17 protein-coding genes are annotated in these 20238 nt (G+C 72.9%); 10 read left to right on the forward strand and 7 right to left on the reverse strand.

The annotated features are described in order from the left end of the window. Nucleotides 1–151: 151 nt before the first annotated feature. Genes ACIRPK_RS18005 through ACIRPK_RS18015 form a run of 3 tightly spaced genes read right to left on the reverse strand, consistent with a single transcriptional unit; the run spans nt 152 to nt 3727 of the window. Nucleotides 152–1363, reverse strand: a complete 1212-nt coding sequence (locus tag ACIRPK_RS18005) for a ketosynthase chain-length factor (RefSeq protein WP_403039643.1) — start codon at nt 1361–1363, stop codon at nt 152–154. Then, complete coding sequence (locus ACIRPK_RS18010) at nt 1360–2628, reverse strand: beta-ketoacyl-[acyl-carrier-protein] synthase family protein (RefSeq protein ID WP_403039646.1); 1269 nt, start codon at nt 2626–2628, stop codon at nt 1360–1362. Before ACIRPK_RS18010 ends, ACIRPK_RS18005 begins: the two co-directional genes overlap by 4 nt. A gap of 34 nt (nt 2629–2662) precedes the next feature. After that, a complete protein-coding gene (locus ACIRPK_RS18015; RefSeq protein ID WP_403039649.1) occupies nt 2663–3727 on the reverse strand; it encodes a glucose-1-phosphate thymidylyltransferase in 1065 nt (354 codons plus the stop codon). Between the two features lie 221 nt (nt 3728–3948). On the opposite strand from ACIRPK_RS18015, the gene ACIRPK_RS18020 reads away from it, so the two are divergent. Further along, on the forward strand, nt 3949–4665 hold the full coding sequence (locus tag ACIRPK_RS18020) for a TylF/MycF/NovP-related O-methyltransferase (protein ID WP_403039652.1): 717 nt from the start codon (nt 3949–3951) through the stop codon (nt 4663–4665). A gap of 6 nt (nt 4666–4671) precedes the next feature. Here ACIRPK_RS18020 and ACIRPK_RS18025 read toward each other — a convergent pair whose 3' ends face one another. Then, a complete protein-coding gene (locus tag ACIRPK_RS18025; RefSeq protein ID WP_403039655.1) occupies nt 4672–5571 on the reverse strand; it encodes a BTAD domain-containing putative transcriptional regulator in 900 nt (299 codons plus the stop codon). Between the two features lie 474 nt (nt 5572–6045). On the opposite strand from ACIRPK_RS18025, the gene ACIRPK_RS18030 reads away from it, so the two are divergent. The 7 genes from ACIRPK_RS18030 to ACIRPK_RS18060 are packed head-to-tail and all read left to right on the forward strand — an operon-like array spanning nt 6046 to nt 13842. Next, entirely contained in the window at nt 6046–7071 is a 1026-nt protein-coding gene (locus ACIRPK_RS18030) for a methyltransferase (RefSeq protein ID WP_403039657.1), read from the forward strand. An 8-nt stretch (nt 7072–7079) separates the two neighbouring features. After that, nucleotides 7080–7859 carry an NAD-dependent epimerase/dehydratase family protein gene (locus ACIRPK_RS18035; protein WP_403039660.1) on the forward strand — a complete coding sequence of 260 codons (780 nt, stop codon included), beginning with the start codon at nt 7080–7082 and terminating at the stop codon, nt 7857–7859. Further along, nucleotides 7856–8881 (forward strand): methyltransferase, encoded by a 1026-nt coding sequence (locus ACIRPK_RS18040; protein WP_403039663.1) that lies wholly within the window; start codon nt 7856–7858, stop codon nt 8879–8881. The genes ACIRPK_RS18035 and ACIRPK_RS18040 overlap by 4 nt, the downstream gene beginning before the upstream one ends. Nucleotides 8882–8896: 15 nt before the next feature. Continuing rightward, nucleotides 8897–10075: a nucleotide disphospho-sugar-binding domain-containing protein gene (locus ACIRPK_RS18045; protein WP_403039665.1), complete on the forward strand. Its 1179-nt coding sequence runs from the start codon at nt 8897–8899 to the stop codon at nt 10073–10075. Between the two features lie 10 nt (nt 10076–10085). After that, complete coding sequence (locus ACIRPK_RS18050) at nt 10086–11585, forward strand: FAD-dependent monooxygenase (RefSeq protein WP_403039668.1); 1500 nt, start codon at nt 10086–10088, stop codon at nt 11583–11585. Between the two features lie 6 nt (nt 11586–11591). Then, complete coding sequence (locus ACIRPK_RS18055) at nt 11592–12575, forward strand: aldo/keto reductase family protein (RefSeq protein ID WP_403039670.1); 984 nt, start codon at nt 11592–11594, stop codon at nt 12573–12575. Next, nucleotides 12568–13842, forward strand: coding sequence for an AMP-binding protein (locus ACIRPK_RS18060; RefSeq protein ID WP_403039673.1), 1275 nt, complete (start codon nt 12568–12570; stop codon nt 13840–13842). The genes ACIRPK_RS18055 and ACIRPK_RS18060 overlap by 8 nt, the downstream gene beginning before the upstream one ends. 73 nt (nt 13843–13915) lie before the next feature. Here the strand turns inward: ACIRPK_RS18060 and ACIRPK_RS18065 are convergent, their stop codons facing one another. The 3 genes from ACIRPK_RS18065 to ACIRPK_RS18075 are packed head-to-tail and all read right to left on the reverse strand — an operon-like array spanning nt 13916 to nt 16404. Further along, entirely contained in the window at nt 13916–14671 is a 756-nt protein-coding gene (locus ACIRPK_RS18065; protein WP_403039676.1) for an ABC transporter permease, read from the reverse strand. Between the two features lie 12 nt (nt 14672–14683). Beyond that, entirely contained in the window at nt 14684–15658 is a 975-nt protein-coding gene (locus ACIRPK_RS18070; RefSeq protein ID WP_403039679.1) for an ATP-binding cassette domain-containing protein, read from the reverse strand. After that, nucleotides 15655–16404 (reverse strand): PadR family transcriptional regulator, encoded by a 750-nt coding sequence (locus ACIRPK_RS18075; RefSeq protein WP_403039681.1) that lies wholly within the window; start codon nt 16402–16404, stop codon nt 15655–15657. Before ACIRPK_RS18075 ends, ACIRPK_RS18070 begins: the two co-directional genes overlap by 4 nt. On the opposite strand from ACIRPK_RS18075, the gene ACIRPK_RS18080 reads away from it, so the two are divergent. Beyond that, nucleotides 16367–18841: an excinuclease ABC subunit UvrA gene (locus ACIRPK_RS18080; RefSeq protein WP_403039684.1), complete on the forward strand. Its 2475-nt coding sequence runs from the start codon at nt 16367–16369 to the stop codon at nt 18839–18841. The genes ACIRPK_RS18075 and ACIRPK_RS18080 overlap by 38 nt on opposite strands. 163 nt (nt 18842–19004) lie before the next feature. Then, nucleotides 19005–20231, forward strand: a complete 1227-nt coding sequence (locus tag ACIRPK_RS18085) for a methyltransferase domain-containing protein (RefSeq protein WP_403039687.1) — start codon at nt 19005–19007, stop codon at nt 20229–20231. Nucleotides 20232–20238: the final 7 nt, after the last annotated feature.

A 20238-nucleotide genomic window follows, 5' to 3' on the forward strand; every position in this document is an offset into this window, starting at 1 on the left:
GGGGGTGGCGTTGCTGTGCGGGGGGGGGGTGGCGGGGTTTGGGGTGGGCGGGCCCGGGGGGGTCCCGGGGGCGGGCCCCGCCCCCCGCCCCCCCCCGGGGGGGGGCCCCCCCCGGGCGGGGGGGGCCCCGCCCGTCGTGGCGGCGCCGGTCTCAGCCGCCCGGCGCCGCCACGGCCACCGCCGAGTTGAAGCCGCCGTGCCCCCGGGCGAGCACCAGGGCGCGCCGCAGCGGCTGCCGGCGCGGCGCGGTGACCAGGTCGATCGGGTAACCAGGGGCCGGGCGGCGGACGTTGACGGTCGGTGGGATCACCTGGTCGCGCAGCGCGAGCAGCGCGGTCGCCACGTCCAGCGGACCGCTGCCCGCCGCGAGCCGGCCGGTCATCGTCTTGGGTGCCGTCACGGGCACCCCGTACGGGCCGAACAGAGCGGTCAGGACCGCCACTTCGGCCCGGTCGGCGGCGAGGGTACCGGCCGCGTCGGCGAACACCACCTCGACCTGCTCGGGTTGCCAGCCGGCCTGGGTGATCGCCTGGCGGGCGGCCCGGAGCAGGCCCGCGCCGGGCTCGGCCCCCTGGTGGCCGTCGAAGGAGGTGCCGTACCCGGCCAGCACGCCGTGCACCCGGGCGCCGCGGGCCAGCGCGGCCCGCTCGTCCTCCAGCACCAGCAGGGCGCCGCCCTCGCCGGCCACGTGCCCGCAGGCCCGCTCGTCGAACGGCAGGTAGGCGGCGGCCGGGTCCTCCCGGGTGCTCATCGTCCCGCTGGTGAGCTGGGCGGTCCAGCTCCACGGGCAGAGCGAGCCGTCGACCGCGCCGCTGACCACCACCGGTGTACCCCGGCCGATCAGCCGCCGGGCCTGGACGAGCGCGTCGAGACCGCCCGCACCATCCGCCACCACCACCCCGCTGGGGCCGCGCAGGCCGTGCCGGATCGAGATCTGACCGGTGTTCACGGCGTAGAACCAGGCGAAGGACTGGTAGGCGCTGACGTGCGCGCCGCCCTTGGACCAGAGGTTCTGCAGCTCGCGCTGGCCGAACTCGAAGCCGCCGGCGGTGTTGGCCGTCACCACCCCGATGTCGTACTCGCCAAGATCGGCGGGGTCGAGGCCGGCGTCGCCGAGCGCCCAGGCGGCGGCGACCAGGGAGAGCCGGGTGACCCGGTCGGTCTGCGGCAGCAGCCGGTCGGGCAGCTGGGCGGCCGGGTCGAAGCCGGTGATCTCGCCGGCCAGCCGGGCCGGGTAGGGCTCCGGGTCGAACCTGGTGAGCCGGGCGATGCCGCTCTCGCCGCGCAGCACCGCGGACCAGTACGCGTCCAGCCCCGCGCCGTTGGGGGCGAGCAGGCCGAGGCCAGTGAAGACCGCGGTCATCGGGCACCGCCCTCGGGCCGGGCGAGCACCATGGCGCTCTGGAAGCCGCCGAAGCCGCTGCCGATGGTCAGCACGGTGTGCAGCTCCTGGTACCGGGCGTGCAGCGGCACGTGGTCGAGGTCGCACTCGGGGTCGGGGGTGTGCAGGTTCGCGGTCGGCGGGACCACGCCGTGCCGCAGGGCGAGCGCGCAGGCGGCGATCTCGATCGCGCCGATCGCGCCGAGCGAGTGACCCACCATCGACTTGATCGAGCTCATCGGTGTCGCGTAGGCGTGGGCGCCGAGGGCGAGTTTGACGGCGGCGGTCTCGTGCCGGTCGTTCTGCTGGGTGCCCGAGCCGTGCGCGTTGACGTAGTCCACCGCCTCGGGGGCGGTGCCGGCCTCGGCCAGTGCGAGGCGGATCGCCTCGGCCAACTCCCGTCCGTCGGGCCGCAGTCCGGTCATGTGGAAGGCGTTGCAGCGGGAGCCGAAGCCGGTGATCTCGGCGTAGACGGTGGCGCCGCGCCGCACCGCGTGCCGGTACTCCTCCAGCACGAACATGGCCGAACCCTCCCCCAGCACGAAGCCGTTGCGGGTGACGTCGAAGGGGCGGGAGGCATGCGCCGGGTCGTCGTTGCGGGGCGTGGTGGCCCGGATCGCGTCGAAACAGGCCAGCGTGATCGGCGAGATCGGGGCCTCGGTGGCGCCGGCCACCATCACGTCGGCGCTGCCCTCGGCGATCAGCTCCCGGGCGTGCGCCACCGCGTCGAGGCCGGAGGTGCAGCCGGTGGACACCACCGCGGCCGGACCGCCGGCGTTCACCCGCCGGGCGATCTCGGCCGCCATCGAGCTGGGCACCAGGTGGCCGTAGAGGTGCGGGACGGCGTAGCCGGGGTCGACCAGCCAGTCCCGGCCACCGTCGCTCACCGCGACGTACTCGCGCTCCAGGCTGGTGGTGCAGCCGACGGCACTGCCCACCGTGACGCCGAGCCGGCCCGGGTCGACCTCGTCGAAAGCGAGCGCGGCGTCGGCCACCGCCTCCTCGGTGGCGACCACCGCGAACTGGGTGGCCCGGTCCATCCGCCGGACCTCCTGCGGGGTCAGACCGTGCAGCGTCGGGTCGAAGTCGCACTCGGCCGCGACCCGGGAGCGGAAGGCGGAGGCGTCGAAGAGCGAGATCGGCCGGGTCGCCGTCCGGCCGGAGGTGATCAGCTCCCAGAACGCCTTGGTACCGGTGCCGCCCGGGGCCACCGTGCCGATGCCGGTGATGACGACGCGCCTGTTCATCGGTTGCCCTCCCTGGGGTACGGATCCGGACCGCTCATGCGAGTACGCGGAGTTCGGTGTGGTCGCCGACCACCAGCCGGTGCCCGCCGCCGGGCGGGGAGCTGCCGACCCGGGCGGAGCGGCCGATCACCGAGCCGTGGATGCCGTTCACGTCGGTGACGGTCGCCCGGTCGAGCAGGATGGTGTGCGCCAGGCCGGCGTCGGTGAGCACGCAGTCCGCGCCGATCGAGGTGTGCGGACCGACGTAGCTGTCCTCCACCAGCGCGCCGGCGCCGACGATCAGCGGGCCACGCAGGTGCGAGCGGACGATCCGCGCACCGGGCTCGACCACCACCGGGCCGAGCAGCGTGCTGGCCCGGTCGACACTGCCCTGGACCGAGGTCTCCAACCGGTCCAGCAGCAGCCGGTTGCAGTCCAGGATGTCGTCGATCCGGCCGGTGTCCCGCCACCAGCCGGTGATCTCCGCGGCCCGGACCTCATGCCCCTCGGCCACCAGCAGCTGGAGCGCGTCGGTGATCTCCCACTCGCCGCGCAGACTCGGCTCGATCCGGGCGACCGCGTCGTGCACCAGCGGGGAGAAGAAGTAGGCACCGGCCACCGCCAGGTCGCTGCGCGGCCGGCGGGGCTTCTCCTGAAGCGCCGTCACCCGGCCGTCCGGGCCGGTCTCGACGATGCCGTACTCCTCCGGGTTCGGCACCCGGACCACGGCCACCTGGGCGGCGGGCCGGCGTGTCCGGAAGGTGTCGGCGAGGCCGGCCAGGCCGTCCGAGAAGACGTTGTCGCCGAGGTACATCACGAAGTCGTCGTCGGCGAGGAAGTCCCGGGCCAGCAGCACGCAGTGGGCCAGTCCGAACGGTGCCTCCTGGTGCAGCCAGGTGATCTCCAGGCCGAAGCGGGAGCCGTCGCCGACCGCCGCCCGGATCTCCCGGTGCCAGTCACCGACCACCACCGCCGCCTCGGTGACCCCGGCCCGGCGGAGCTGCTCCAGGCCGTGGAAGAGCACCGGTTTGTTGGCCACCGGGACCAGTTGCTTGGGCATCGCATGGGTGAGCGGGCGCAGCCGGGTCCCCATGCCGCCGGCCAGAACCAGAGATTTCAAGGCCATTCCTTCCTGCGGTCCAGGATGTATTTCCCCCTTGGTATCCCGCCGCCCCCACAGAGCCGGTCGAGCCGTGGTCGAACTGACCGGAGCCCGTTCGGCACCGGCCTTCGAGTGGATTTCGAGCGCGCGGCCGTACGTTTTCCGTTCCGGTGACCGGCGGTATTTCGGATCGAGGAGGAAAAGTGGTCGCAGCGAACGGCGAGCTCTATCTGGATCTCATGAAACGGGTACTCGCGAACGTCATCTACGAGGACGCGCCGGTCGGCTGGTACGGCGACGTGGACGGCTACCGCACCGAGCTGCGCTCGTCCGGCCTCGACCTGCCCACGACCGCGCACACGATGGTGGGGCTGAAGCGGCTGGACAACGTCCAGGCTTGCGTCGAGCGGGTGTTGGCGGACGGCGTTCCGGGCGATCTGATCGAGACGGGGGTGTGGCGCGGCGGCGTCTGCATCCTGATGCGGGCGGTGCTGGCGGCGCACGGCGTGCGGGACCGCCGGGTCTGGGTGGCGGACTCGTTCGAGGGCGTGCCGGTGGTGCACTCCGAGAGCCACCCGCTGGACCGGGAGATGGAGCTGCACCGGATCAACGGGGTGCTCAAGGTGACCCGCGAGGAGGTGGCGGAGAACTTCGCCCGCTACGGGCTGCTCGACGACCAGGTCCGATTCCTGGAAGGGTGGTTCGAGCAGACCCTGCCGTCAGCGCCGATCGGCGCGCTGGCGGTGCTGCGGCTGGACGGCGACCTCTACGAGTCCACCACGGATGCGCTGACCCACCTCTACCCGAAGCTGTCGGTGGGGGGCTTCGTGATCGTCGACGACTACAACATCGAGCCCTGCCGGCAGGCCGTCACGGACTTCCGCGCCCGGCACGGCATCCGGGAGCCGATCCTGCCGGTCGACACCTGCGGGGTGCACTGGCGCCGGGCGGCGTAGCCCGGGTCAGCTGGCCAGGCGGGACGTCCAGGGCCCGGGGGGTGCCGTGGGCGTTCCGCCGAGCCGGTCCAGCAGCAGGTTCCCGTCCGCCTGGTCGGGGCCCTGCTCCAGCGCCGGGTCGGCGGTCAGCATCGCCCGGTGCAGGCTCTGGATCCGCAGCGACGGATCGAGCCCGAGCTCGCCGACCATGTGCTCGCGGAGCCGACGGAAGACCTCCAGCGCCTCCGGACAGCGCCCGCACCGGTACAGCGCGAGCATGTACTGGGCGTGCAGGTTCTCGTTCATCCGGTACTGGCCGACCAACGATGCCAGCTCGCCGGGGAGTTCGTGGTGACGCCCCAACCGGAGCCGGGCGTCGACCCGTTGCATCAGCGCGGTCAGCCGGCTCTCCTCCAGACGGCGGATCTCGGCGTCCAGCAGCGGGCCCGGCTTGACGTCCACCAGCGGTGCGCCGCACCAGAGTTCGAGGGCCTCGGTGAGCAGGCGGACGGCCCTCTCGTCGTCGCAGGCGCCGATCGCCTGTCGGCCGTCGGCGATCAGTCGCTCGAACTCGTGGGCGTCGATGTCACCATGACGGACGATCAGCTGGTAGCCGCCGAACTTGGTCACCAGGACGTTCCGGGCCACCTCGGCCGCGGAGATGCCCAGCGCCCGGCTGAGCATCCGGCGGATCTGCAGGACGTACGTCTGGAGCGTGGTCTGGACGCTGACCGGCGGGTTGTCGCCCCACAACTCGCGGGCCATGGCCGCCGTGGGGACGACCCGGTTCGCCTGCATGACGAGCAGGGCGATGATCTTGCGCGGCTTGGGTGCGGTGAGTTCGTCGGCCATGTTGGCCCCGTCGGGGGTGCGCAGCTTCAGCGCGCCCAGAACTTGAATCTTGAAGCACTCGGGATGATCGCTCATGATCACTTCAGTCCCCGCAATTTCGTCGGTGCTCGAAGTCTCGTGAGACTAGTGTCGTGAGATTAATTGTTCACGTCAAGATTGTTCTTTCGGGGGCCGTCGGCCTCCCGGGCCCCGCCACCCCTAGCCCCTTCCCACAAAGCCGCTGGTCAACCACCTCCATCGGGGTGGTCGAAAACGCCGAACGGCGACCTCTTGGTGCGGGCACGGAGAGTATTCAACTCCCCCAGGCAAACCCCAGGTCACAAATGTAAAGGTTCCGCAAAGCCGCTGGCCCGGCCCCGGCCGTCTACTTCGACGTCGTCACGCCCCCGTCACCCGGCGTGCAACCCGGCTCGTTTTCTGTGATCTGCCTCACACTCCGCGCGCCCCTGTACGCCCCCGGGCTCGACCACGACTTGAGCAGGTTGCCAGGGAGCGGGACACACGATGCTCTGGCGCACCGTCAGTTCCCGTCCAACCCAGGGAGACCGGATGACCGACGACCCAGTACCGACCGTCACCAGGCAGGACCTGCTCACCATGATGTCCTCCGTCCGCCGGACCGGCGTGCTGCGGGCCGGCGTCGACCTGTTGGTCTTCGACGCCCTCGCCGACGGGCCGGCCCGCTCCGAGGCGGTCGCCACCGCCTGCGGGGCCGACCCGCGCGCCGTGCACATCCTGCTGAACGCCCTCGCCGCGATCGGCCTGCTGGAGACGGACGGTGACCGCTTCCGGCTCGCCCCGGGCGCCGACGGCATCCTGGTCAGCACCCACCCCGACTACTACGGCCACGCCGTCCGGCTCGCCGCCAGCGACTACGAGTGGGACGCGATCAAGCGGCTCGGCGACGCCGTCCGCAGCGGCGGCACGGTGATGGAGCAGAACGCCGAGACGCCCTCCTACACCTTCTGGGAGGACTTCGCCGAGCTCGGCACCCTGAACACCCAGCCGATCGCCGACCTGGTGGCCGACGCGGTGTTCCCGGTGCCCGGCCGGGACCGGCCCACCGTGCTCGACATCGCCTGCGGGCACGGCCTGTACGGCTACACCCTGGCCGCCCGCGACCCGCGGGCCGAAGTCTGGTCGCTGGACTGGCCCAACGTGCTGGCCGTCACCGAGGCCAACGCCGAGCGGCTCGGGGTCCGCGACCGCGCCCACTACCTCCCCGGCGACATGTTCGACGTCCCACTCGGCGGCCCGTACGACGTGGTGGTGGTGGCCAACGTCCTGCACCACTTCTCGACAGAACGGGCGACCGAGCTGCTGGCCCGGGCGGGCAGCGCGCTGCGGCCCGGCGGGCGGCTGGTGGCGATCGCGATCAGCACCGGCGACGCCGCACCGCACCGCGACCCGGTGCCGCACCTGTTCTCCGCGCTGATGCTGGCCTGGACCTCCGAGGGGCAGGTGCACCCGCTCTCCGCGTACGAGGACATGGTCGTGGCGGCCGGCTTCACCCGGCCCAAGCTCCACACCCTGCCGCACAACCCGCTGCGGGTGCTCATCGCCGAACGTCTCTGAGGAGCGCCATGGAGATCGTCGGACGCGGGTTCCTGGCCGGCAGCCTCCGGCCGCTGGCCGCCGCCCATCCGGACACGGTGGTCTTCGCGGCCGGCGTGTCCAGCGGACACAGCACCTCCGACCCGGAGTTCGCCCGGGAGGCCGAGCTGCTCTACCGGGTGCTCGCCCGCTGCGAGCGGGACGGCCGGCAGCTGGTCTACTTCTCCACCTGCGCTAGCGGCATGTACGGCGCGGGCAGCCGGGACAGCCGGGAGGACCGGCCGGTCTTCCCCAACTCACCCTACGGGCGGCACAAGTTGGCGATGGAGGGGGTGCTGCGCGCCTCCGGCGTCGACGCCCTGGTGCTGCGGCTCGCCTACACCGTGGGCCGGACCCAGCGCAGCCACCAGCTGATGCCGTCCCTGGTCGCCCAGGTCCGCTCGGGGTCGGTGCGGGTGCACCGCGGCGCCCGGCGCGACGTGGTGCACGTCCGGGACGTGGTCACCGTGATCGACGCCCTGCTGGCCAAGGGCGTCTCCCGCGAGGTGGTCAACGTCGCCTCGGGGTACGCCGTACCGATCGAGGAGATCATCGCCCACCTGGAGTCCCGGCTCGGCACCGCCGCCGTGCACGAGACCGTGGACGTCACGGACGACCATTCGGTCTCCAACGAGAAGCTGCTCGGCCTGCTGCCCGCCGAGGCCCGACCCCCTTTCGGACCCGACTACTTCCGGACCGTGGTCGACCGCTTCCTGGACACCCCCTCCTCCGCCCCGCCCCTCCCCCGCCAACGGAAAGGCACGACATGACCGTCCTCGCCCAGACCTCGGGACCGGCCTCGGTGGCGCGCGCGCTGCTGCGGCTGAACACCTCCTACTTCCAGGCGAAGGTGCTGCAGAGCGCCGTGGAGCTCGACCTGTTCGGACTCCTCGCCGAGCAACCCGCCACCGCCGGGCAGCTGTTCACCCGGCTCGGCCTGCGCCCCCGGCCCGGCGCCGACTTCCTGGACGCCCTGGTCGGCCTCGGTCTGCTGGAGCGCCGGGACGGCCGGTACGCCAACCACCCGGAGGCGGCCGAGTTCCTGGTCCCCGGCAGCCCGCGCTACCTCGGCGGCTCGATCGCCCAGCACTCCCGGCTGCACTTCCGCTCCTGGGCCTCGCTCACCGACGTGCTGCGCACCGAACCCGCCAAGGTGCAGCGGGACTTCCGCAAGGACTTCGAGAACCTCGACGGCGTGCGCGGGCTGATGGCGCACATGGACGCCTTCAACAGCTTCGTCGCCGACGAGCTGGACCGCTGCGTGGACTGGTCCCGGTACAGCACCTTCGTCGACGTCGGCGGGGCCCGCGGCAACGTGGCCGCCCACCTGGTGCGGGTCCACCCGCACCTGACCGGTGCGGTGTTCGACCTGCCGCCGGTGCAACCGCTGTTCGACGAGCACATGGCGGCGCTCGGCACGGCCGGGCGGGTCCGGTTCGCCGGCGGGGACTTCTTCGCCGACACCGCCCCCGCCTCCGACGTGGCCGTCCTCGGACACGTCCTGCACGACTGGCCGCCGGCCGCCCGTGCCGAGCTGCTGAAGCGGGTCTTCGACGCGGTGAACCCGGGTGGCATCGTGGTCGTCTACGACGCGATGCTCGACGACGACCGCACCGACCCGGTCTCCCTGCTGCAGAGCCTGAACTGCGGGATCATGCGCGACGGCGGCTCCGAGTACACGGTCGCGGAGTGCCGCGGCTACGCCGAGGACGCCGGCTTCACCTTCGTGTCGGCCGACCCGGTCGACTCCCTGACCGGAGACCGCGTGCTGATCGCGGCCAAGCCGTCCTGACCTCACGGAGTCGCTGTGCGCGTCCTGTTCACGACGGCGGCCTGGCCGTCGCACTACATGTTCATGGCCCCGCTCGCCTGGGCCTTCCGCGCCGCCGGCCACGAGGTCCGGGTGGCCGCTCAGCCGCACGTGGTGGAGACCGTGCTGGCCTCCGGACTGACCGTCGTCCCGGTCGGGCCCGACCTCGACTTCGCAGCGCTGCACCGCAGGTTCGTGGCGGAGACCGATCCCGCGCTGTACCGGACCAGGGACGCGATCATCACGATCTTCCACCGGGTGGCCGAGATGATGGCACCCGACCTGGTCGCGCACGCCGAGGCGTGGCGGCCCGACCTGATCGTCCGTGACCCGGTCGCGTTCGCCGCCTCGGTGGCCGGCCAGGTGGTGGGTGCCCCGGTGGTCCGGCACGCCTGGGGTCCCGACCTGTACGGCACCGACCCCGGCAAGTGGCTGGCCCACCACGTCCTGGAGCGGCTCGGTCCGACCTACGCGCTGTACGGCGTCGAGGCGCCGGGGACCTTCGACCGGTTCGCCGTCGACCCGACCCCGCCCGCGCTGCGGATCGACGCCCCGGGGCGGTCGGTGCCGATGGCGTACGTGCCGTACAACGGCCCCGGCGTGGTGCCCTCCTGGGTGCTGGAGCCGCCGGACCGGCCCCGGGTCTGCATCACCTGGGGCACCTTCACCTCCACCGCGACCGACCAGCCCGAGATGTTCCTGGTCCCGAAGATCCTCGACGCGCTGGCCGAGCTGGACGTGGAACCGGTGCTGGCGGTCACCGCCGCCGAGCGCGCCCTGCTCGGCGGGCACCGGCCCGGGGTCCGGATCGTCCAGGACCTGCCGATCCACACCGTGCTGCCGAGCTGCTCGGCGGTGGTCCACCACGGCGGTGCCACCACCGTGCTCTCCGCGGCCCGGTTCGGCGTCCCGCAGCTGACCATGCCGCACCTCTTCGAACAGCGGCTCAACTCCGACCTGTTGGAGGCGGCCGGCGCCGGCGTCCAGCTGACCGCCGGGCAGGCCGGGGTGCCGGCGATCCGCGCCGCGGTGGCCGATCTGATCCGGCCCGACGCCCCGCAGGCCGCCGCCTCGCGGGCGCTGCGCGAGCAGATCCTCGCCATGCCGCCGCTGGCCTCGGCGGTCGACCGGATCGAGTCCTGGCTGCGCAACGGCGCCGCGGACCTCGATGCCTGAGGGAGGCCCGATGGAGTACGACGTCGTGGTCGCCGGCGGCGGGCCGGTCGGCCTGCTGCTCGCGGCGGAACTGCGCCTGGCCGGGGTCCGGGTCCTGGTGGCCGAACGGCTGACCGAGCCGGCCGGCCACGACCGCGCGGGGGTGCTGCACACCCGCACGGTCGAGTACCTGGACATCCGGGGCCTGCTGGAGCGCTTCAAGGACGGCATGGCGACCGTCTCGGGGCTGCCGTTCGGCGGCATCTTCAGCCGGGGCCTGGACCACACGCTGGCCCTGACCCGGCACCAGTACAGCCTGCTGGTACCGCAGTCACGGACCGAGCAGTTGCTCGCCGAGCACGCCACCGCGCTGGGCGTCGAGGTCCGGCGCGGCCACCAGCTCACCGCACTGGCCCAGGACCCGGAGGGGGTGACCGTCACCCTGGCCGGGCCGGACGGCGAACACCGGGTCCGGGCCCGCTACCTGGTGGGCTGCGACGGCGGGCGCAGTACGGTGCGCCGGCTCGCCGGCATCGGCTTCCCGGGGTTCGCGCCCACGGTGAGCGCCCTGATCGGCTACGTCACGCTCGCCGAACGGGACCTGCCGAAGCGCTGGCTGCGCACCGCGAACGGGGTGGTGGTGCTCGCCTTCCCCCCGGAGGGCGGCACCGGCCGGGTGGTGGTCATCGAGTACGGCCGACCGCACCCGCCGGCCCACCACCCGGTCGACCTGGCGGAGTTGCGGGCCGCCACGCACCGCGTCTACGGCCGGGAACTCGACCTGGTCGAGCCGGTGCAGTGGATGTCCCGGTTCAGCGACGCCACCCGGCTGGTCGAGAGCTACCGGTCCGGCCGGGTGCTGCTGGCGGGCGACGCCGCCCACATCCACTTCCCGATCGGCGGCCAGGGCCTCAACACCGGCGTCCACGACGCCGTCAACCTCGGCTGGAAGCTGGCTGCCGAGATCCACGGCTGGGCCCCGCCCGGCCTGCTGGACAGCTACCACCGGGAACGGCACCCGGCGGTCGAGCGGATGCTGCTGTACACCCGGGCCCAGCTCGCGCTGATGAACCCGGACGAGCACCACGTCACCGCGCTGCGGCAGGTGTTCGAGGAACTGCTGCACCTGCCGGACACCAACCGGCAGCTGACCGAGGCGCTCAACGGACTCGACCTGCGCTACGGCGAGCCGGACGGCGGCACCGAACGGCACCCGCTGGACGGCAGGTTCGCCCCCGACCTCGACCTGAAGGCCGACGGGGTGCCCACCCGGATCGCCGAACTGCTGCACCGGGGAAGGGGGTTGCTGGTCGACCTGAGCACGGACGGCACCCCGGCCCGGACCGCCGCACCCTGGCGCGGCCGGATCGACGTCACCACCGCCGAGGCGCCGCAGGGCGCACCCGCCGCCGCCCTGCTGATCCGGCCGGACGGCCACGTCGCCTGGGCGGCCGGGCCCGAACCGGCCGCTCCGGCCGACGGCTTGGCAGCGGCCCTGACCCGGTGGTTCGGACCACCGGACTGGAGGTAACACGGCATGGAGCACCGATATCTCGGCCGCAGCGGACTGCGGATCAGCGAGGTGGTCTTCGGCAACCTGCTCTACCCGCAGGACAGCACGCCCGACGAGAGCGTGCTCGCCTGCCTGCGGGCGGCCCTGGACAGCGGGATCACCACCTTCGACACGGCGGACATCTACGGCCTTGGCCGGTCCGAGGAGTTGCTCGGCCGGGCGCTGGCCGGCGTGCCCCGGGACGGGGTGGTGGTCTGCACCAAGGTCTTCTTCCCGACCGGCACCGGGCCGAACGGCTCCGGCCTGTCCCGCAAGCACGTCCGCGAGGCGCTGCACGCCTCGCTGCGCCGGCTCGGCACCGACTACGTCGATCTCTACACGGCGCACCGCTACGATCCGAACACACCGCTGGAGGAGACCATGTCCGCCTTCGCGGACCTGGTCAGGGCGGGCCGGGTGCTCTACCTCGGGGTCTCCGAGTGGACCGCCCCCCAGATCACCGAAGCGGCCCGGCTGGCCCGCGAGTTGAACGTCCAGCTGGTCTACAACATGCCGCAGTACTCGGCGCTCTGGCGGGAGCCGGAGGCGGAGGTGGTGCCGGCCTGTGAGCAGTTGGGGATCAGCCAGGTGCCGTACTTCACCCTCGCCCAGGGGGTGCTGACCGGGAAGTACCGCCCCGGCGCACCGGCGCCGGAGGGGTCCCGGGGGTCCGCCGAACTGGTCGGCGGGCGGGCCAGGTTCATGCGGCGACTGCTGACCGGGGAAGTGCTCGGCCGGGTCGCCCTCCTGGAGCCGGTGGCGGCCGAGGCGGGCCTGACGCTGTCCCAGCTGGCGGTCGCCTGGGTGCTGCACCGCCCGAACGTGGCGGGGGCGGTGATCGGTGCCTCCCGGCCGGAGCAGGTCAGGGAGAACGCCGTCGCGTCCGGGGCGAAGCTCGACCCGGCGACCATGGCCAGGATCGACGAGGTCCTCGGCCCGGTGCTCGACGACGGAGGCTCGGATGGCTGAGCAGCACCGACTGCTGCCCCCGGCCGGGCGCACCGGGCGCGGCGCTCCGTCCCGCTACGCGGCCGAGCTGTTCGGCGGGCTGCGCCGCTGGCCGGGCCGGACCGCGCTGGTGGACGGCGAACGCCGGGTGGGATTCGGCGAGTTGCTGGAGCAGAGCAGCCGGATCGCCCGGGCCCTGGAGGAGCAGGGGATGACCCACCGCGAGGGAGTGGTCTGCCTGGCCGGCAACTCCCCCGAGCACGTCGCCCTCCGGCTGGCCGCCCACCTGCTGGGCTGCCGGTTCGTCCCGCTGCACGCGGGCGACCCGGCGGACGTCGCGGCGGTCCGCGCGGTGGCCGCCGGGCAGCGGCCGGCCGTCTTCGTGGTCGACCGGTGGGGCGCCCGGGCGCTGAGCCGGCCGGAACCCGGGGTGTTCTCGCTCGGCGTGCCGGGCTTCGGCACCGACCTGTCGGCCCTGGCCGACCGGATGCCGGGCGGGACGATGCGGCCGCAGGCCCGGGAGCAGGACGTCGCCCTGGTGGCGTACTCCCGGGGCACCACCGGACGGCGCCGGGGCGCGGTGCACCGGTTCGCCGCGATGAACGTCACCTGGCGGCGCCCGCACGAGGGCGAACTCGGCGACTTCCCGGCCGGGATCACCACCCTGGCGGTCAGCCCGCTGGCCGGAAACGGCGGTGAGGTCGCGCTGATGCTGATGCGGGCGGGCTGCACGGTGCGGCTGATGAACGGCTTCGACGCCGGCCGGGTGCTGGCCACCGTGGCGGCCGAGCGGATCACCAGCACGTACCTGCCGGCCCGTCAGTTCACCGAGCTGGTAGCCCATCCGGACCTGGGCCGCACCGACCTGTCCAGCCTGCGCTACCTGCCGTACGGGAACGGTCCGGTCCCGGCCGCCGTGGTGCGCCGCGCGGTGGCGGCCTTCGGGCCGATCCTGTCGCAGAACTACGTGAGCAGCGAGATCCGCGCGATCAGCCTGCTGCGGCCGGAGGACCACCGCGCGGCGGCCGGGCCCAGGCCCGAGCTGCTCGGCTCGGTCGGGCAGCCGCTGCCGGCCGTCGACGTACGGGTGTGCGGCCCCGACGGCGAGCGACGGCCGGTGGGTGGCGTGGGCGAGATCCGGCTGCGCGCCCCGCACCTGATGAGCGGGTACTGGCGCGATCCCGCCGCCACCGGGCGGGTGCTGGCCGGGGGTTGGCTGCGGACCGGGGACCTGGGCCGGGTCGACCGCGAGGGGTACCTCTATCTGGCGGGCCGGCTGCCCGGCTGACGGCTGACGGGTCGTCGACCGCGAGGGGCCCGGGGAGCCTGACGGCTCCCCGGGCCCTTCCGTGCGGTGGCGGTCAGGCGTTCTCGCGGGCGAAGGTGCGGGTGCCGACCAGGACGCAGACCCCGGCCAGGGCGACCGAGACCAGCGTGCCCTCCAGCACGGTCGCGGTGGCGTAGTGACCGGCGAACAGGTCGCGGATCGCCTCCACCACGTACCGCAGCGGGTTCAGCCGGGAGATGACGTCCAGCCAGGTCGGGGCCAGGCTCATCGGCAGCAGGATGCCGGCCAGCAGCATGATCGGCAGCGCCGCCGAGGTGAGCAGCGGGGCGAACTGGTCCTCGGACTTCAGGGCCACGCCCAGGGCGAGCGAGAGCGAGGCCAGCGCGACGCCCAGCAGGACCACCAGCACCACGGCGGCCAGGATGCCCGGCAGCACGGCGCGCAGGCCGAGCAGGAAGCCGACCGCGACGATGATCACCGACTGGGTGAGCAGGATCGCCACCTCGCGCCCGACCCGCCCCATCAGCAGGGCGAACCGGCTGACCGGGGTGACCCGCAGCCGCTCGATCACGCCGGAGCGGACGTCCGAGATGATCCCGAAGCCGCAGAACCCGGCGCCGAACAGCGCGAGGTAGACCAGCACGCCCGGCACGAAGGTCTGCCAGGTGTCGCCGTCCCCGCCCATGCCGCCGACCTTGGTCAGCAGCGGGCCGAAGAGCAGCAGGTAGAGGACGGGTTGGACCAGACCGAGGATGATGGTGATCTTGTTCCGGAAGGTGAAGCGGACCTGGTTGTCGAAGACCAGCAGGGTGTCACGGAGTGTCTGCATGTCGACCTCAGTTCAGACGGCGCCGGCGGCGGCGGCAGCGGGTTCCTCGGAACGGCCGGTGAGGGTGAGGAAGACGTCGTCCAGGGTCGGACGGTCCACCTGCACGGACACCGGCTCGACCTGGCGCGCCTCCAGCGCGCGGAGCAGGTCGATCATGGTGCGGCTGCTGTGCTCGGTCCGGAACCGGAGCGTGTCCCCGGTGGTGACCAGCCCGTACGGGCCGGCCAGCCCCTCGACCACGGCGGCCGCCTCCCGGGCGCTGCCGGGCGCGACCTCGATGGTGACCGCGTCACCCGCGACCCGCCGCTTGAGCTCCTCGGGGCTGTCCTCGACCAGGATGGTGCCGCTGTCCATGATGAGGATCCGGTCGCAGAGCGCGTCCGCCTCGTCCAGGTAGTGGGTGCTCAGGAAGACCGTGGCCCCGAGCTCGTCGCGCAGCCGGCGGATGTGCTCCCACAGCTGGCTGCGGCTGGTCGGGTCGAGGCCGGTGCTGGGCTCGTCCAGGAAGATCAGCGGCGGCCGGTGCACCAGCCCGAGGGCGATGTCGAGCCGCCGCCGCTGGCCGCCGGAGAGGCTGCCGACCACTCGGTCGGTCAGGCCCTCCAGGCCCAACTGGGCGGCCAGCGAGGTGATCCGGGTCTGTGCGGTGGCCTTGGACATGCCGTACAGCCGGGCCTGCAGCATCAGCTCGTTGGCGACCAGCTCGGCCGGGTTGGCGCCGCCGCCCTGGGCGACGTAGCCGATTTGCCGGCGGACGCCGACCGGGTCGGCGAGCAGGTCGGCACCGGCCACCACGGCGGTGCCGGCGGTCGGGCGCAGCAGGGTGGTGAGCATCCGCAGGGTGGTGGTCTTGCCGGCGCCGTTCGGGCCGAGGAAGCCGACGATCTCACCGGCGGCGACCGTGAAATCCACCCCGCGCACCGCGTTCACCTCCCCGTGCGGGCTCTGGAACGTCCGGGCCAGCCCGTGGACTTCGATCATGTTCATGTGTGGACCTCCGTGGTCGGGTCGTCGGTCTCGTCGGCTGCTCCGGAGTCGTCGACAGCTGGGCCGTCGGCTCTGTCGACCGGACGAGGCCCGGAACCGTCCGCGACGACCTGCTCGATCACCCGGTCGAGGTCGCCCTGCCAGGCCAGCTCGGCGTCCAGCTGGATCACCCGGCGGCGGAACATCGCCGCGTCCAGCGGTCCGATCGCGCCGGACCGGAGCAGGGCCTCGCCCTCCGCCGCGATGCCGTCGCGCATCCCGCGGATCGCCTCCCGGCGGCGCTTGAGCAGACCGAGCAGGGTGGGCAGGTCGTCGGTCCGGGTGAACAGCAGCGCGACCCCGAACGGGTCGGTGCCGTGGTGCACCTCGGTGACCGCCTCCTCGCGCAGCCCGCGCAGCTCCGTCTCGCCCTGGGGGGTGATGCGGTAGACGGTCCTGGCCGGGCGGCGGCCGACCTGCTCGGTGCGGACGGATTCGACCTGACCGGTCTCGTCCATCGTCCGGAGCTCACGGTAGAGGGCGCCGACGCTGACGCCGCCCCAACTGCTGACGCTCGTCACCTCGGCGATGCGGCGGATTTCGTGGCCGTGCATCGGACCACTGTTCTGCAGCGTCCCGAGAACCATGAGTCGAGTTAGATTCACGGCTTTAGTATCGTGAGAGTAGTATCGCGAGTCAAGTTCATCGGACGCCAGCGGAGGAGCAGCAGTGAGCCACCCGGACCACGTCCCCGGCGGGGATGTCATCGAGATCGTCGGCGCCCGGACGCACAACCTCAAGGACGTCAGCGTCACCTTTCCGAAGAACAAGATCGTCGCGTTCACCGGCGTGAGCGGCAGCGGGAAGACCTCGCTGGCCGTCGACACCGTGCACGCCGAGGCCCAGCTGCGGTACCTGAACGGCATCTCGCCGTTCTTCCGGCAGTTCATCTCGCCCAAGGACCGGCCGCAGGTGGACCGGATCAGCGGGCTCGGCGTCACCCTCGCGGTCGACCAGCGCCGGCTGAACCGCAGCCCCCGCTCCACCCTGGGCAGCATCAGCGGGCTGAACGACTACCTCGGGCTGCTGTTCGCCCGGATGCCCGCGCTCGGCCCGCTCGCCCTCGACCACCCCGAGCTGCGCAACCTGACCAGCGCCTACTTCGACCGGTACAGCATGGAGGGCCGCTGCAAGCGGTGCGCCGGGATGGGCCACACCGACAGCGCCGAGCCGGACCGGATCATCACCCGGCCCGACCTGCCGCTGTTCGGTGGCGCGGGCGCCTGGTTCGAACGCACCAACTCCGGCGAGCACCTGGCACTCCCCACCCTCGCCGCCCTGCACGGCGCCGACCTCGACCTGCCCTGGCGCGAGCTCCCCGAATCCTTCCGGACCGCCGTGCTGCACGGCACGGACGGCGAACCGGTCTCCTTCAAGATCACCAGCCGGCACAAGAAGTCCGGCACCGAGACGGTGATCGAGCGCGCCGTCCCGCTGATCGGCGCGGTGGCGGAGGTCACCCGGCTGCACGAGGCATCCGGCACCGACACCGCGCGCGAGAACTACGCCCGCTTCATGGTCCGGGTCCCCTGCCCCGCCTGTCACGGCACCGGCTTCGGCGAGACCGCCCGCACCCTCGAACTCGGCGGCCTCACCTACCCGGAGGTGATCAAGCTGCCGGTGGAGGACCTGCGCAGCTGGGTGGACGGCATCGACGCCACCCTCACCCCGATGCAGCGCGAGGTCGCCGTCCACGTGCTGCCGGACCTCGCCCGGCGGGTCCGGCTGATGGTCGAACTCGGCCTGGGTCATCTCACGGTGACCCGGACGGCCCCCTCGCTGTCCGGCGGCGAGCTCCAACGCGCCCGGGTCACCGCGCAGTTGAACATGGATCTGACCGGCATCATCTTCGTCCTGGACGAGCCGAGCGCCGGCCTGCACCCGGCCGACAAGCACCCGCTGCGGGAGATCCTGACCGATCTGCGGGACGCCGGGAACACCGTCCTGCTGGTCGAGCACGACCCCGAACTCATCGCGCTGGCGGACTGGGTGGTGGACCTCGGCCCTGGCGGTGGCCGCCGGGGCGGCACCCTGGTCGCCTCGGTGCCGACCGCCGAGCTGAGCAGCCACCCGGACTCGGTGACCGGCGCCTACCTGGCCGGTCGCGGCCCCCGGGTGCACCGCCCCGAGCGGTCCGACCCGCGCACGGCCGCCCGCCTGAGCCTGCTCGGCGTCGACGTGCACAACGTGCAACTGGACCGGGTGGACATCCCGTTGAACACCCTGACCTGCATCACCGGGGTCAGCGGCAGCGGCAAGAGCAGCCTGCTGCACGAGGCGCTGGGCCGGGGCCTGGACTCCGTCCTGCGCGGCGAACGCCCCGCCGCGATGGCCGGGGTCGAGGGGGCCGGCCGCCTGGACTGGGTGACCGTGGTCGACCAGGACCCGATCGGCCGCACTCCCCGCTCCAACCCCGCCACGTACACCAAGGCGTTCGACCTCATCCGCAGGCTCTTCGCGGCCACCCCGCGCGCCAAGGCACTCGGGCTGGGGGCCGGGGCGTTCTCGTTCAACTCCCCCGGCGGCCGCTGCGAGACCTGCACCGGCTACGGGCGGCGGCAGGTGGACCTGCATTTCATGCCCGACATGTGGGTGGAGTGCGACGTCTGCGAGGGCCGCAGGTTCACCCCCGAGGTGCTCGGCGTGACCTACCGGGGCAAGGCGGTGGACCAGATCCTGGCGATGACCGTGGACGAGGCCGCCGACCTGCTCACCGAGCCCGCCGGGTTGGCCGCGACCCTGCGCGCGATCCAGCGGGCCGGTCTCGGCTACCTCCAACTCGGCCAGAGCGGAACCGAGTTGTCCGGCGGTGAGGCACAGCGGCTGAAGCTGGCGAACGCGATCCTGCTCGGCACCGGCGGCCGCGGCCGCGGCCTGGTGCTGCTGGACGAGCCCGTCACCGGGCTGCACCCCTCGGACGTGCAGCGGATGGTGGACGCCTTCGACACCCTGCTGGCGAGCGGCAACTCGGTCGTCATCGCCGAGCACGACCTGCACGTCGCGGCCTGCGCCGACTGGGTCATCGACATGGGCCCGGGCGCGGGCCACCGCGGCGGCCGGGTGGTCGGCCAGGGCACCCCGGCCGAGATCGCCGCCGGTCCGGGGGTGACCGGCGCGTACCTGCGCCGGGTGCTCCCGGCCTGACCGGGCGGGCGGGCGCTCGTCCAGCACACTTCAACCGTTTGTCGAGTCGCGTTGGGAACGATCCGGATCACAGGGACCGCCCCGGGCACGGGGCGGTCCGGCTCGGGGCCACCGCCCGACCGGCCGGCGGGTCCGCGTCATCGACAGGAGTTGAGGAGCCATCATGTCTGCCACGTCCCGATGCCGTATCTGCGGCGGCGCCCTCCACGAGTTCTTCGACTTCGGCCGACAGCCCCTGGCCGACGCGTTCGTCGACCCGGGCGGCGGCACCGAGGAGTTCTTCCACCGGCTGGCGGTCGCGATCTGCGACGGCTGCACGATGGTCCAGTTGCTGGAGGACGTCCCGCGCGAGCGGATGTTCCGGACCGACTACCCGTACCACTCGTCCGGCTCCACGGTGATGCAGGAGCACTTCCGGGCCACCGCCCGGCACTTCCTGGACACCGAGCTGAGCGAACCCGACGCGTTCCTGGTCGAGTTCGGCAGCAACGACGGCATCATGCTCGACACGGTGCACCGGGCCGGCCGCCGCCATCTCGGTGTCGAGCCGTGCACGGGCGTGGCGGAGGCCGCCGCCGCGAAGGGCATCCGGGTCCGCAACGCGTTCTTCGAGGAGTCCTCGGCGGCGGAGATCGCCGCCGAGGACGGCCCGGCCCAGGTGGTCTACGCCGCCAACACCTTCTCGCACATCTCCTACGTCGACTCGATCTTCCGGGGCGTCGACGCGCTGCTCGCCCCGGACGGGGTCTTCGTCTTCGAGGACCCCTACCTGGCGGACATCGTCGAACAGACCTCCTTCGACCAGATCTACGACGAGCACTTCTACTTCTTCACCGTCCGCTCCGTGCAGGCGATGGCGGCCCACTACGGCTTCGAACTGGTCGACGTGGAGCACCTGACCGTGCACGGCGGCGAGATCCGCTACACCGTCGCGCGGCGCGGCGCGAGGGTGCCCACGCCGGCGGTCGGCCTGTTCCTGGAGCGGGAGAAGGCCGCCCGGATCACCGAGCGGGACACCCTGGCCCGGTTCGCGGCCGCCGTCGACCAGGTGCGCGACGACCTGCGCGCGGTGCTCGAGCGCTGCCGGGCCGAGGGCGCCACGGTGGCCGGGTACGGGGCCACCGCGAAGAGCGCCACCCTCACCAACTACTGCGGCATCGGCCCCGACCTGGTCTCGTACATCGCCGACAGCACCCCGGCCAAGCAGGGCAAGCTCAGTCCCGGATCGCACCTCCCGGTGCGCACGCCGGAGGAGTTCGCCGCCGACTACCCGGACTACGCCGTGCTGTTCGCCTGGAACCACGCCGAGGAGATCATGGCCAAGGAGGAGGGATTCCGGCGCGCGGGCGGGCGGTGGATCGTCTACGTGCCCGAGGTGCGGATCGTCTGACCGGCGC

Source organism: Kitasatospora sp. NPDC101801, assembly GCF_044766665.1.
In the GTDB taxonomy this organism is placed as follows: Bacteria; Actinomycetota; Actinomycetes; order Streptomycetales; family Streptomycetaceae; genus Kitasatospora.